The sequence below is a fragment of the Mesorhizobium sp. INR15 genome (assembly GCF_015500075.1).
Lineage (GTDB): Bacteria > Pseudomonadota > Alphaproteobacteria > Rhizobiales > Rhizobiaceae > Mesorhizobium.
This window is the reverse complement of sequence record NZ_CP045496.1, coordinates 169,956-183,720: the sequence shown is the minus strand read 5'-3', so window position 1 is coordinate 183,720 and position 13,765 is coordinate 169,956. Positions and strand designations below refer to the sequence as shown.

The window sequence follows — 13,765 nt, the reverse complement described above, 5'->3', positions numbered from 1 at the left end:
TCCCACAGGGGGAGAAGGGAGGCACTCACGGCATCAGCTGATATTCATAAAGCTTCTGATACAGCCCGCCCTGATTGAGCAGGGTTCGGTGCGCGCCGCTCTCCACCACCTTGCCGGCTTCCAGCACCACGATCGTGTCGGCCTGGTGAACGGTCGACAGGCGGTGCGCGATGACGATGGTGGTGCGCCCGACCGTCAACTGCTGCAGGGCTTCGCGGAACAGCGCTTCCGATTCGGCATCGAGCGCGCTGGTTGCTTCATCCAGCAGCAGGATTTCGGCATTGCGCAGCATGGCGCGCGCGATCGAGATGCGCTGGCGCTGGCCGCCTGACAACAGGCCGCCGTTCTCGCCGACATCCGTCTCATAGCCCTTCGGCATGCTGCTGATGAAGGCATGCGCGTTTGCGGCCTTGGCGGCAGCGATCACTTCAGCGTCCGTCGCATCCTCGCGCCCGAGGCGGATGTTGTGCATCACCGTGCCGGCGAACAGGAACGTATCCTGGCTGACATAGGCGATCTTTGCCCGCAGCGAAGCCAGCGTCACCTGCGAAATGTCCTGGCCGTCGAACAGAACCTTGCCGCCTTGCGGGTCGTACATGCGCATGATCAGGTTCAGCATCGTCGACTTGCCACTGCCCGAAGGGCCAACCAGCGCTGTCATCTTGCCCGGCTCGATGGTCAGATCGAACTGATCCAGGACCGGGGGTCCGTCCTGGTAGGCGAAGTTGACATGGTCAAAACGGATCTCGCCCGGTCCGGCCTTGAGTGGCTCGGCGTCCGGCTTTTCGGCCAGCGTCAGCGGCCGGTCGGCCAATTGGAACATCATCCGTACGCCAACAATGCCGGTTTCCAGCGCGATACGGACACGCGCGAGGCGCTTTGCCGGTTCGTAAGCAAGCAGCAACGCGGTGATGAAGGCCATGATCCGGCCGGGGGTCTGGCCACCTTCGACAACAAGGAAACCGCTGACCAGGATGACGCCGGCAATGGCAAAGCCGGCCAGCGTTTCCATGATCGGGCTTGTACCGGCCTCCAGTGTCGCAATGCTGTTGGCACGGTTCTCGACATCGGTAACCGCCTTGTCCATGCGCTTGCGCATGGAGGCTTCCAGATTGAACGATTTGACCACCCGCACGCCGATCGCCGTTTCCTGCATGACCTGCACGATCTGGCCGATCGAGCGGAATTCCATTTCGGAAATCTTGCGGACACGTTTCAGGATGCGGTTGACGCTGTAGATGGCGATCGGTCCGACAATGAACGACACCAGCGACAGCACCGGTTGCTGGACGAACATGACGAGCAGCAATCCGATCAGGGTAACCAGATCGCGCACATAGGATGTGACCACCAGATCGAGAACATTGCGCGCGGCCTGCGCATTGTTGGTCATGCGGTTGATCAGGTCCGACGATGACGTCGAGTGGTAGAACTCGATGCCTTGCGCCAGGATGTGATCATAGATCTTGCGCTGGCGCTCGGCGATGATGGCGTTGCCGACCCGGCTCATGAAATAGCTCTGGACGAAGGTCGCAAGGCCTTTGATGGTGAAGATGGCGGCGACTGCGGCGGCGATCAGGTTGATCTGCGTGATCCGTTTCGAGATCACGAACTCATTGGTAATGTCGCGCATGACCAGGGCGCTGGCCGCCGTCATTCCGGCCACCACCAGCATCGACAGGATGGCGATACCGTAGCCGAACCTATGCTTGCGGAAGGATTCCTGAAGCAGCCTCATGACAAGGCGCTGGTTCTCCGTCGAGCGGAAAAAACGAAACAAACGGCTGATCCTTGAAAAAACGGGACAACGAAAGGCGGCTTATAGAGTGAGTTGCAACGAGATGGAACCGTTTGCCGATAACGGAAAGAAACCGCTGCGGCAGGCTGTCTTTTGCGCCACGATGAGGGAATAGATGATTCTTCGAACGGGATGACGACAGATGAGTTTCGACCTTGTTGTACGCGGCGGCACCTTGCCCGACGGCACCATCGCCGACATCGGCATCATCGGTGAGACAATCGCGGCGATAGAGCCTGTTCTCGAAGCCAGCGCTGGCACGGTGATCGACGCGCACGGCAATCTGGTCTCGCCGCCTTTCATTGACCCACATTTCCATATGGACGCGACGCTGTCCTATGGCATCCCGCGCATCAATGCTTCGGGTACCCTCCTGGAAGGCATTTCGCTATGGGGCGAACTGAAACCGCTTCTGACGCATGAAGCGGTGCGTGACCGCGCGCTTGCCTATTGCGATTGGGCGGTGTCGATGGGCCTGCTTGCCATCCGTACCCATGTCGATGTCTGCGATGACAGGCTGCTGGCGGTGGAAGCCTTGCTCGACGTCAAGAAGACGATCGCCCCTTATATCGACTTGCAGCTTGTCGCCTTTCCGCAGGACGGGTTCTATCGCTCGCCGACAGCACGCGACAACACCATCCGTGCGCTCGACATGGGTGTCGACATCGTCGGCGGCATCCCGCATTTCGAGCGCACCATGGCCGACGGCACGCGCTCGGTCACCGAGCTTTGCGAGATCGCCGCCAGGCGCGGCCTGATGGTCGACCTGCATTGCGACGAGACCGATGACCCGTTGTCGCGCCATATCGAGCAACTGGCCTATGAAACGCAGCGGCTCGGCTTGCAGGGCAAGGTCGCCGGCTCGCATCTCACCTCGATGCATTCGATGGACAATTACTATGTCTCGAAGCTGTTGCCGCTGATCGCCGAGGCCGGGGTGTCGGCAATCCCCAACCCGCTGATCAACATCATGCTGCAGGGCCGCCACGACACATTCCCCAAGCGTCGCGGCATGACCCGGGTCAAGGAGATGCTCGCCATGGGCATCCGCGTCGGCTGGGGCCAGGATTGCGTGCTCGACCCCTGGTATTCGCTGGGCACCGCCGACATGCTCGACGTCGCCTTCATGGGGCTTCACGTTGCCCAGATGTCGAGCCCGGCCGACATGGCGCGCTGCTTCGACATGGTCACCAACGTCAACGCGTCGATCATGGGTCTCGATCATCTTGGCCTGGCGGTTGGCAAGCGCGCCAGCCTCGTGGTGCTGGATGCCGGCAACCCGATCGAAGCTCTGCGTCTGCGTCCAGAACGCCTTTGCGTCATCGCACGAGGCAAGGTTGTTGCCGAGCGGACCAGGCAGGATACGCGCCTTTCTATCACGGGGCGGCCTGCCGCCGTGAACCGCAGGCATAGCCCTTCCGGACAGGCACAATAGGACGCCTCCGGAACTGAGGAACACCTCGCCGTTCGATCGGTGTGACAGGCCAGTCATTCGACTATTTTGCGGCCGCAACCGGCTGAGCCCGGGCAGACCGTTCAGATACAGCCGATTCCCGACGCTGGCCTTGCCATTTTCCGGATTTCTCCTCGTCAAGGCAGCCGCTTCCGTCTACGACGCGGCTTGTTGAGCACATACGAGGGAATGCGGGACCAGCATGGAGCAGCCTGCGGCGCAGAATTCTGCAATCAAGAACGTGTTGCTGGCCGGCATTCTGCTGATGTTGGCCGGCGATTTCCTGTTTGCGCTGAACGACGCGATGGGCAAATGGCTGGTCGCCAGCTTTTCCGTCGGCCAGGTCGTGCTGATTCGCTCCATCGGCGCCTTTTTCGTGCTCGGCCCGATGATCGCGCATCAGGGGCCTGCCAAGCTGTTTCGCATGGAGCGTCTCGAGCTTCAGCTGCTGCGCGTTGTCATGACCACGCTCGACACCGCGTTTTTCTACGCGGCGGTTGTCTATTTGCCGCTCGCCGATGTCATGAGTTTCTACATGGCCGGCCCGATCTATGTCGCCGCCCTGTCGCATCTGCTGCTCGGCGAGAAAGTCGGCTGGCGCCGCTGGGTGGCGATCCTGCTTGGCTTCTGCGGCGTGCTGATCATGCTGAAACCGTCCTCGGCGGCTTTCTCGCTGTCGTCGAGCTTCGCGCTCGCCGGAAGCATCGCCTTCGCCTTCGCCATTATCCTCAACCGGCGGCTTCGCGGCACCAGCGACACCAACCTTGTGACCTGGCAGACCATCGGCACCATGGTGGTGGGCGGCGTGCTGACCATTGGTGCCTGGCAGACGCCGTCATCGCTCGATTTCGGCGCCATGTTGCTGCTCGGCATTGTTTCCTGTGGCGCGCATCTGATGATTACCCGGGCGCTCAAGCTGGCGCCGGCCTCGACACTGGCGCCGCTGCACTACACGCTGCTTCTGTGGGCGGTGGTCTTCGGGCTGGTCTTCTTCGGCGATGTCCCAGGCCCGCGCATCCTGATCGGTTCCGGCATCATCGTGCTGGCCGGCCTGTTCATCTTCCACCGCCAGAAGGTGGTTGACACCACGGTGCCGCCTGAAAACGTGCCGAAGGGTGTGAACTAGGTTTCTGGCATCTAGCCGTTGCGCACAGCCGCCAGATGCCGCGAAAACTCCGGCGTCTCCATCAGCGCCTTGCAGCGTGCGAAGCGGCCATCGGCATAGGCGCGGAAATCGTCGACCGGATTGTTGTTGGCGAGCTGGATCAGCCCCCACAACGTCCACAGCAGGTCGCACATCGCCTTGTAGATGACGACGCGGCCGCGCTCGGCGGCTTTGGGCTCGCCGCCGAAATAGGCGCGCATCATCTCTTCGTCCTGCGCGGTGTCGAATTTGCCTTCGACACTGAGGTCGCCGAGGTCCCAGAGCGGATCGTTCATTCCCGAATATTCCCAGTCGACGATCCACATCCTGCCGCCGGCATCGAGGAAATTCTCGCATAGCGGATCGCAATGGCAGGCGACAAGCGGAAGCGAGTGGGCGGCGAGCGCGGAGCGTACGGTGCCAGCCTCGCGCACCACGTCATGATAGCCGGCGGGCAAGGCGACATCCTTGGTCGACAGCACCTTGAGATAATCGTCGATCATCGCGAACAGTTCGAAGCGGAAGGGAAACACGGCACCCGATCCGTGCAGCTTGCGGAAGGCCTCGCCAGCCCGCGCCGTGCTGCCTGCCCTGGTCTTGAATGTCTCCGGCGACATGGTCTGCGCGCCGGCGATGAAGCGCGTCACCATGACACCGGTCTTGCCGTCGGCATGCAGCACTTCAGGGCTGACGCCGGCCTTGGCGGCTTCCTGTGCGGCCACCGCCTCATTGGCGCGGTTGATATATTCCTCCGTGCCCTTGCCGGGGATGCGCAGGCAGAAGTCGCCAGCCTTGAACACCAGGTTGGTAAGGCCGCCGAGCCGCTCTATCTTGCCGCTGAAATCCCCGAACAGCGGGATCGCCGCCATCGCTTGCCGGGCAAGTGCGAGATCGTCGCTCATGCCCTCAGCCTTTCCATTTTCGGGTCATAGAGCGTGCGCGGCCCGCGCGTCGCCTTGTAGGTCTTGCCGAATGCCTCGATCTCGAATGCCGCTTCGCCGGCCAGCTCTGCCGGGAGGTAGCCGAAGGCAATGGTCTGGCCCAGCGTATAGCCATAGCCGGTCGACGAGGTCGAGCCGACGACCTTGCCGCCGAACAGGATCGCCTCGCCGCCGTGGAATGGCGCGAAGCCGTCGACGGTGAAGGAGCAGAGCTTGCGCTTGACGCCTTCCGCCTTGATCTTCGCCAGCGCCGCACGGCCGATGAAATCGCCCTTGCCCAGCGCCACCGCGAAGCCGAGCCCGGCTTCGTAGGGATTGTAGTCGGGCGTGATGTCGCCGGACCAGTAGAGATAGCCTTTCTCCATGCGGCAGGCATCGACGGCGCGATAGCCGGCATCGGCGATGCCATGCGGCGCGCCCGCCTCGCGCAGCGTCTCATAGACATGCACGGCATATTCCTGCGGCACGTAAAGTTCGTAGCCGAGTTCGCCGACATAGCCGATACGCACGGCGAGTGCGGTGGCATTGCCAAGCTCGATACTGCGCACAGCCAGGAAGGGCAGGGCGTCATTGGAAACATCATCGTCACTGACCGATTGCAGGATGTCCCGGGCGCGCGGTCCGCACAGGTTGATCGTGGCATATTGATTGGTCACGTCGCGCAAGGTGATGCCGTCAGGCAGATGTCTCGACACCCAGTGCTGGTCATGCACGCCGAAGCCGGAGCCGGTGACCAGTAGGAAACGATCCTCGCCGGTATGGATGATGGTCACGTCGGCCTCGATGCCACCCCTCTCGTTGCAGAGCTGGGTGTAGACGGCCTTGCCCGGCGCACCGGAAAGGTCGTTGGCGGCGATGCGCTGCAGTGCTGTCTGCGCGCCTTTGCCCGTGATTTCAAACTTGGAGAATGAGGTCTGGTCGATCAGGGCCGCCCGTTCGCGGATTGCCCGCACCTCGCCGCCAACAGCATCGAACCAGCCGGGTTTGCCTTCGAAACTGCCCAGTTCGACCGACTTGCCGTCATCGACGGAGAACCAGTTGGGCCGCTCCCAGCCGAATTTTGAGCCGAACACCGCGCCATTGTCGCGCAGAGTGTCGTGCAGCGGCGAAAGTCGCAGCCCGCGCCCTGCATGCGATTCTTCCGCCGGCCAGTGGATCTTGTAGTAGGCGCCATAGGCCTCGATGGCGCGTGTCTCGAGATAGCGGCCCTGCGCCTGCACCGCGCCAAAGCGGCGCACGTCGAACGGCCACAGATCCATGCCGGCGTCGCCGTGCAGGATCATGTTGGACAGCGCCAGGCCAGCACCGCCCGATGCCGCGATGCCGGCGGTGAAGCCGCAGGCGACGAAGAAATTGTCGAGTTGCGGCGCCAGCCCCATGATCGGCTCGCCGTCGAAGGACACCGGGATCGGCCCGTTGATGACAGTCTGGATGCCGATCTCGTTGAGCACCGGCAGCCGCTCCGCCGCTGGCAGCGCGAACAGCTCCAGCCGTTCCATATTGGGTGCGAATAGCTCGCGACCGAAATCGAGCGGCGGCATGCCGCGCCAGCAACCCTTCGTGCCATCCTCCCAGCCGCCGATGGCAAAGCTGCCGGTGTCCGGCTTGAGATAGAAATTGTGGTCGGGGTCACGCAGCGTGGTCAGGTTCGGGTCGAGCTTCAGCGTCTTTTCAGTCAGGAAATACTGGTGCTCGACAACGCCTGCTGCCAGCGGCACGCCGGCCATCTTCCCGACGCGCTTGGCCCACAGGCCGGCGCAGTTCACCAGGATATCGCAGGAAATCGAGCCGCCATTGGTGACGACGCCAACCGCGCGCCTGCCCTCCAGAACAATCTCCTCGACCGTGACGCCCTCTTCGATGCGGGCGCCGTTCTGCCTGGCGCCCTTGGCATAGGCCATGGTCAGCGAATAGGGATCGATATAACCGTCGCCGGGAATGTAGGCGGCGCCTTCGATGCCGTCCTTGACGATATAGGGAAAATGCCTGGCCGCCTCATCGGCCGAAAGCGAATGGCATTCGACGCCGAAACTCTTGGCCTGCGTCATCGAGCGGCGGATTTCGCTCCAGCGCGCGGAACTGCCGGCAAGGCGCAGCGAGCCGACCTTCTTCCAGGAAATCGCCTGTCCGGTCTCGGCTTCCAGCCGGTCGAAAACGGCAACCGAATTCTGCATCAGCCGGGTCAGGTTTCTCTTGCCGCGAAGCTGCCCGACCAGCCCGGCGGCATGCCATGTGCAGCCATGGGTGAGCAGCGATTTCTCGACCAGCAGCACATCCTTGGCGCCGTCGCGGGCAAGGTGGTAGGCAACCGACGTGCCGATGGCGCCGCCGCCGATGATCAGGATATGGACGTGACGATCCGCGTGGAAATTCATGGCTGCACCGTCACGCTTTGATCTTGCTCATGGATGGGTCGTATAGCGGCTCAAGGTGGATTCTTGCCGGCGTCCTTTCCATCGCCACAACCAGTTCGTAATCGCCGGAGTTGAGAAAATCGTCGCTCACCCCGTCAGCATTGCGAACGTAGCCGTAGCCGATGTTCTTGCCCAGCGTGTAGCCATAGCCGCCGCTGGTGAGATAGCCGACCGGTTCACCATTGCGCAGGATTGTCTCGCGCCCGACCAGTACAATTTCGGAGTCATCGACAGTGAAGCCGGCAAAGCGTTTCTTCAGCGCCATGCCGCTGACCTTCTCAAGCGCGCGCATGCCAACGAAATCGGTGTTCTTGCGCAGCTTGACCGCCCAGCCCAGGCCTGCCTCCTGCGGTGTGTCATTGGGCGTGATGTCAGAACCCCAGGCGCGATAGCCTTTCTCCAGCCGCAGCGATTCCAGCGCCCGGTAGCCGACGGGGCGGATGCCGTGCTTTTCGCCCGCTGCCATCAAGACGTCGAAGATTTCGCCGGTGGCCGTGATCGGCACATGCAGTTCCCAGCCAAGCTCGCCGACATAGGTGACGCGAAGTGCCCGCACCGTGTGGCTTGCGATGGCGATTTCGCGTGCGTGGCCGAACGGGAAGCCGGTGTTGGATACATCCGCGCCGGTCACCTCAGCCAGCACATCGCGTGCGCGCGGCCCCATCAACGACAGCGTACCGAAATCCTCGGTGACATCCTTGAGGGGGGCATCGAGGCCGTCACCGATGTGGTCGCTGAACCAGGACAGATCATGGGTGCGGAAACCCGTGCCGGTAACGATGTAGAATTTGTCGTCGCCCAGCCGCGCCACCGTCAAGTCGGCTTCGATGCCGCCGCGTGTGTTGAGAAGCTGGGTGTAGGTCAGCCGGCCAACGGGTTTGTTGACATCGTTGGCGCAAATCCAGTCCAGCGCCTTCAAGGCGTCCGCGCCGCTCAGCTCATATTTGGCGAAGGACGACTGGTCGAAAATGCCGACCTTTTCGCGCACATGCCGGTGCTCGTCGCCGACAGCCGCGAACCAGTTCTGCCGCCCCATCGAATAGACGTCCTTGGGTTCGACGCCTTCTGGTGCGAACCAGTTGGGCCGCTCCCATCCGAGCTTGGAGCCGAACACGGCTTGGTATTTCTTCAGCCGGTCGTACAAAGGCGAAACGATGCGCGGCCGGCCGCTCGTATATTCCTCGTGCGGGAAGCCGATCGTGTAGTGTTTGCCGTAGGCTTCCAGTGTGCGGTCGCATACCCATTGCCTGTCGCGGTGCAGGTTGGAAAAACGCCTGATGTCGACCACCCAGAGGTCGAGCGGTGCTTCGCCATCGACCACCCATTGCGCCAGCACCCAGCCGGCGCCGCCGCCCGACGCGATGCCGAAGGCATTGAAGCCTGCACCGACGAACATGTTGGCGCATTCCGGTGCCACGCCAAGGATGAAATTGCCGTCCGGCGTAAAGCTCTCCGGTCCGTTGATCATCTGCTTGACACCGACGGTTTCGAGCGCAGGAACCCGCGCGATCGCCTGGCTCATATGCTGTTCGAAATGATCGTAGTCGTCGTCGAACAGCCGGAACTCCCAGTCGTTCGGCACGTCGCCGCCAGGAAGATTGGTTGCCCATGCCTGCGGGTTCGGCTCATAGCCGCCCATCACCAGTCCGCCGACCTCTTCCTTGAAATAAGTGCGGCGGTCGGGGTCACGGATGGTCGGCGCATCGGTCGACAGGCCGTCGATCTTCTCGGTGATGATGTATTGATGCTTTACCGGCTGCAGCGGGACGTTGATGCCGGCCATGGCGCCGACCTGCCGTGCCCATTGTCCGGCGCAGTTCACCACCTTGTCGCAGGCAATGTCGCCCTTGCTGGTCTTCACCACGGTGATGCGCCCGTCCTTCATCTCGAAGCCGGTGACGCGGACATCCTCGAACAGCTTGGCGCCGTGCATGCGGGCGCCCTTGGCCAGCGACTGCGTGATGTCGGAGGGGCTGGCCTGCCCGTCGGTCGGCAGCCAGGAGGCGCCGACGAGATCGCTGGTCTCCATCAGCGGCCACATGGTCTTCACTTCGGCGGGCAACAGCAACTGCATGTCCATGCCGAAGCTCTTGGCGGTCGTCGCCAGCCTTTTGTACTCGGTCCAGCGGTCGGCATTGGTCGCGAGCCGCAGGCAGCCGGTCATCTTCCAGCCTGTGGCAAGACCGGTCTCAGCCTCGAGCCCCTTGTAGAGATCGACCGAATATTTGAGCACGCGGGTGATCGAGGCCGATGAACGCAACTGACCGACCAGGCCTGCGGCATGCCAGGTCGAACCCGATGTCAGTTTGCCCTGTTCGAGCAGGATGACGTCGGCCTTGTGGTCGCGCGCCAGATGGTAGGCTGTCGAACAGCCGATGATGCCGCCGCCAATGACGACGATCCCGGCCTGCGTTGGCAATGTCATGATTTTTTCCCGTATTTCGTTCTGTAGCTGTCCAGCGCGACGTCCAGCCGCGACAGGTTCTCAGCCGTGTAGGCGACATAGTCGGCGCCCGGCGCATCGAGATGCAGTTCCGAAACCATGCTCCACATCGCCTCGCGCAACAGCGAGGCGCATTGCATGGCGGCATGCGAGCGAAGGATCTTCTCGTCGGGGGCGCGGCTGAGATAGGCGGTCAGCAGCTTGTTCGATTCGTCCTCGGACATACCCGCATTGGAGGCGACACCGGCAAGATCGAACATCGCGGTGTTGAAGCCGGCATATTCGAAATCGATCAGCCACAGCTTGTCGCCGTCGTCGAGCAGGTTGGCCGGCAACAGATCATTGTGGCCGAAGACGATCGGCAGCAGCGCCTGTGCACGCTCCAACTCATCGGCAAGCGCGAGATAGCGCGGCAACTCACTGGCCATGCGGCTGCCGTCAAGCGTGCGGGCATAGTCGCGGATGACATGGAAGACCCAGAACATGAATCCGGGACCGGAGACGTGGTTGGGCATTTCGCGGTGAAAGCCGCGCATCAGCGCGGCGACACGGCCGATGTTGGCGCGTACGTTTTCGGCGGTATAGGTTTTGGCGCCGAGAAATTCCGTTACCATAATCCCTGGCTCGGCATAACGGACGGCCGGCGCGAAACCCGCGGCATGCGCCGCCCGCGCGGTCATCAGCTCGCGGTCGCGGAAGACATGGTGGAATGGATAGTCCTTGCCGAAGCGCACCACATGTCGTCCGGCGGCGTCCTTGACCAGATAGTTGGCGTTGCTCAATCCACCCGTAAGCGGCTCGATATCGATACTGCCCGCCCAACAGGGCAGGGCACGGATGCGGTCTTCTGCGGTCACGAACTCATCCCTGGTTTTGTGATGGGGTGCCAAGGCGCCGGCCCGGTGGCACCGGATTGCCGTGGCAGCGCAGGCCCGCGATGGCGAAGATCTCGTCGGTGCGGAGTGCGGGATCGGTATCCCGTGCCGCACCGACGAGCCCCATGTGCCGGGCTCTTCGAGACCGGCATCCGCCCCCGCGGATTCGAAAGACTCTGTTGCCTTGGCGCCGGGCGCGTCGCCGACGTTTCGGCACATATGTTTGGGTGCGGCTCAGCCATCATTCTCCCGTGGCAGTCCGAGCCTGTCACAATGCCAATGTCACGCCAGATGGCCAGGCTTGTCAACGGAAACCTGTGGCTTTATCTGTTTTTTTGCCCGAAAATATGTCACCGTTCTTGTCATAAGCGGTGGCTTTACCATAAAAACAGTCACAATCGTAACGATCCAGGCGGATGACGACAGATGAACCACTCGAAACGGCATGGCGAAATCCTGCGCCTCCTGCAGGAGGAGGGCACCGTCACCATCGCGAGCCTTGCCGACCGGCTGGGCGTCTCGCTGGAGACGGTCCGCCGCGACGTCAAGCCGCTCACCAGCGATGGGTCGATCCTGAAAATGCATGGCGCCATCGGCCTGCCGTCGATGGTCGGGGAAGCGCCGTTCGAGCGGCGCATGCGCGACAATGCCGATGCCAAGCGCGTCATTGCCCGCATGGTCGCCGCCACGATCCGCGATGGCGAATCGATCATGCTCGACACCGGCACGACGACCTCGTTTCTTGCCCGCGAATTGCTCGGCCATCGTCGGCTGACGGTGGTTACCAATTCGTCCGACATCGCGCGCACGCTGGCCACCGTCAACGGCAACAAGGTCTACATGGCCGGCGGCGAGCTACGCAGCGATTCAGGGGCTGCCTTCGGCGCCTCGGCGATCGACTTCGTCAGCCGCTTTTCGGTCAGCCACGCGGTGATCTCCACCGGCGCGGTCGACGCCGTCATGGGCGTGATGGACTACGATCTGGAAGAGGCGGAATTTGCCCGCATGGTGCTGTCGCGCGGCCAGCGTTCCCTCGTCATCACCGACCACAGCAAATTCGGCCGCCAGGGCCTGGTCCAGGTCTGCGGTTTCGATGGTTTTTCCGAGCTCGCCACCGATAGGCCACCGACGCGCGACATCGCCGCCGCGCTGGCGCAGGCCGGCACGCGGCTCAGCATCGCCGGCGGTGAAACCGGGTTCTGATCGGGTGTGCTGACTTAGAGAGGTTCAGTGATTGGTAGAATCGCTGAACCGCTCTAACTCTTTGTTTTCACGCAATTCCGGACGGAAAACCGCTACGCGCTTTTCCTGGAATTGCTTTAGCCGAACACCAGCGATTGGTGGGCGCACACGCCCGCGAAAGTGCCACCTGATACGGCAAAAGCGATGTTGTGCATGGCGCGCGCGGCATCGCCGGCGGCATAAACCCCAGGCACGGTTGTCTGCTGTCTGTCGTCGACGGTGATCACAGGGCCGAGGAAGCCTTCGGTGAAGCCGCAGCCGAGCTGTTCGGCCAGCGGACTGGCCATGGTGTTGCGCGGCGCGGTGAACATCGCCCTGACGCCGATGTTCCGGCCGTCGTCGAGGCGGACAATCAATCCGTCGGTCGCGTCCTTTGCCAGTTCGGCCACACCGGTGGGCTCAAAGCGGATATTGTGCTTTTGCAGGGCCAGCATCTGTTCCGGGTCAGGCTCAAGTTGGCCGTTGCCGAAAAGCGTGACGTCGCCCCAATCGGCGATCAGTTGCGCCTGATGCAAGGACAACGGGCCGGTTGCGAGCACGCCGAGCGGTCCGCCGGAAACCTCGTAGCCGTGGCAATAGGGGCAGTGCAGAACACTCCTCCCCCACAGCTCGGCCAGCCCGGGCACTTCCGGCAGGATGTCGCGTACACCGGTTGCGAGCACCAGCCGCGCGGCGCCGAATGTCTCGCCACTGTCGGTGGTGACTTCGAAACCCTCGCCGGCGGCGGTCGCCTTGTCCGCGCGCGCGTTGACAACCCTGGCTGTTGGATAGGCCAGCAACTGTTTGCGGGCTTCCTCGAGAATTGCGCCGGGAGAGCGCCCATCCTGGCCAAGGAAGCCGTGCGAATGTTCGGCGAACCGGTTGCGCGGCTGGCCGGCGTCGATCACCAGCACATTGCGCCGTGCACGCGCCGCCTGGACGGCGGCGGACAAGCCGGCAAAGCTGCCGCCCACGACAGCAAGATCATACTGCATGGCTGGATACTCCAATCAGGTCATAGCGGCGGCGGAAATCAGCGGTCAGGTCGGCCAGCGTGATGTGGCTGAGCTTTTCCGCCATCAGCCTCTCGGCTTCGATGCGAAAATCGTCGAGCACCGCGATCACCGCTTGTTCGACCAGGCAGCCGGGGCTCTCCGGCTTGGTGCTGAACGGCAGCAGGCTCTCGCCAAGCGCCGCGCTGATCTCGGCCAGGGATATGTTTTCCGGTGCACGGCCGAGCAGCCAGCCGCCGCCGTGCCCGCGCGACGAGGTGACGATGCCGGCATCGCGCAGCCCGGCGATGGTGCGGCGGACCACGACCGGATTGGTGTGGATGAAAGTGGCAAGCTGCTCGGAGGTCAGCGCCTGTTCCTGCTTCTCGGCCATGTGGACCAGAATGTGCAGTGTTGAGGAAAGTCGGCTGTTGCGTTTCATGTAACTTATCTAGTTACGATAATGCGCGATGTCAAACACAAC

Annotated in this window: 10 protein-coding genes; 3 read left to right on the top strand and 7 right to left on the bottom strand. The window is 62.5% G+C overall.

From position 1 onward, the window contains the following. Positions 1–25 precede the first annotated feature (25 nt). Complete coding sequence (locus GA829_RS00840) at positions 26–1,780, bottom strand: ABC transporter ATP-binding protein (RefSeq protein WP_195176714.1); 1,755 nt, start codon at positions 1,778–1,780, stop codon at positions 26–28. 160 nt (positions 1,781–1,940) lie between these two features. Here GA829_RS00840 and GA829_RS00835 point away from each other — a divergent pair, with 160 nt between their 5' ends. Next, complete coding sequence (locus tag GA829_RS00835) at positions 1,941–3,233, top strand: amidohydrolase family protein (RefSeq protein ID WP_195176713.1); 1,293 nt, start codon at positions 1,941–1,943, stop codon at positions 3,231–3,233. A 220-nt stretch (positions 3,234–3,453) separates the two neighbouring features. Next, positions 3,454–4,377, top strand: a complete 924-nt coding sequence (locus GA829_RS00830) for a DMT family transporter (protein WP_195176712.1) — start codon at positions 3,454–3,456, stop codon at positions 4,375–4,377. Between the two features lie 11 nt (positions 4,378–4,388). Here the strand turns inward: GA829_RS00830 and GA829_RS00825 are convergent, their stop codons facing one another. From GA829_RS00825 to GA829_RS00810, 4 genes are read right to left on the bottom strand one after another with little or no spacing between them, the layout of a single operon-like run. Continuing rightward, positions 4,389–5,297, bottom strand: a complete 909-nt coding sequence (locus GA829_RS00825; protein WP_195176711.1) for a phosphotransferase family protein — start codon at positions 5,295–5,297, stop codon at positions 4,389–4,391. Then, entirely contained in the window at positions 5,294–7,711 is a 2,418-nt protein-coding gene (locus GA829_RS00820) for a GcvT family protein (protein ID WP_195176710.1), read from the bottom strand. Before GA829_RS00820 ends, GA829_RS00825 begins: the two co-directional genes overlap by 4 nt. A 10-nt stretch (positions 7,712–7,721) precedes the next feature. Further along, a complete protein-coding gene (locus tag GA829_RS00815; protein WP_195176709.1) occupies positions 7,722–10,175 on the bottom strand; it encodes a GcvT family protein in 2,454 nt (817 codons plus the stop codon). Further along, positions 10,172–11,050: a phosphotransferase family protein gene (locus GA829_RS00810; protein ID WP_195176708.1), complete on the bottom strand. Its 879-nt coding sequence runs from the start codon at positions 11,048–11,050 to the stop codon at positions 10,172–10,174. Before GA829_RS00810 ends, GA829_RS00815 begins: the two co-directional genes overlap by 4 nt. A 444-nt stretch (positions 11,051–11,494) precedes the next feature. Between GA829_RS00810 and GA829_RS00805 the strand changes: the two genes are divergently transcribed. Continuing rightward, complete coding sequence (locus GA829_RS00805; RefSeq protein ID WP_195176707.1) at positions 11,495–12,271, top strand: DeoR/GlpR family DNA-binding transcription regulator; 777 nt, start codon at positions 11,495–11,497, stop codon at positions 12,269–12,271. A 116-nt stretch (positions 12,272–12,387) separates the two neighbouring features. Here the strand turns inward: GA829_RS00805 and GA829_RS00800 are convergent, their stop codons facing one another. Both GA829_RS00800 and GA829_RS00795 read right to left on the bottom strand, forming a co-directional pair. Continuing rightward, entirely contained in the window at positions 12,388–13,284 is an 897-nt protein-coding gene (locus GA829_RS00800) for an NAD(P)/FAD-dependent oxidoreductase (RefSeq protein WP_195176706.1), read from the bottom strand. Then, positions 13,274–13,723 (bottom strand): RrF2 family transcriptional regulator, encoded by a 450-nt coding sequence (locus GA829_RS00795; RefSeq protein WP_195176705.1) that lies wholly within the window; start codon positions 13,721–13,723, stop codon positions 13,274–13,276. The genes GA829_RS00800 and GA829_RS00795 overlap by 11 nt, the downstream gene beginning before the upstream one ends. Positions 13,724–13,765: the final 42 nt, after the last annotated feature.

Excerpts from the sequence above, each read along its gene's own strand:
- GA829_RS00835 (WP_195176713.1), top strand. The coding sequence starts at position 1,941 with ATGAGTTTCGACCTTGTTGTACGCGGCGGCACCTTGCCCGACGGCACC.
- GA829_RS00830 (WP_195176712.1), top strand. The coding sequence starts at position 3,454 with ATGGAGCAGCCTGCGGCGCAGAATTCTGCAATCAAGAACGTGTTGCTG.
- GA829_RS00825 (WP_195176711.1), bottom strand. The coding sequence starts at position 5,297 with ATGAGCGACGATCTCGCACTTGCCCGGCAAGCGATGGCGGCGATCCCG.
- GA829_RS00820 (WP_195176710.1), bottom strand. The coding sequence starts at position 7,711 with ATGAATTTCCACGCGGATCGTCACGTCCATATCCTGATCATCGGCGGC.
- GA829_RS00815 (WP_195176709.1), bottom strand. The coding sequence starts at position 10,175 with ATGACATTGCCAACGCAGGCCGGGATCGTCGTCATTGGCGGCGGCATC.
- GA829_RS00805 (WP_195176707.1), top strand. The coding sequence starts at position 11,495 with ATGAACCACTCGAAACGGCATGGCGAAATCCTGCGCCTCCTGCAGGAG.
- GA829_RS00800 (WP_195176706.1), bottom strand. The coding sequence starts at position 13,284 with ATGCAGTATGATCTTGCTGTCGTGGGCGGCAGCTTTGCCGGCTTGTCC.
- GA829_RS00795 (WP_195176705.1), bottom strand. The coding sequence starts at position 13,723 with ATGAAACGCAACAGCCGACTTTCCTCAACACTGCACATTCTGGTCCAC.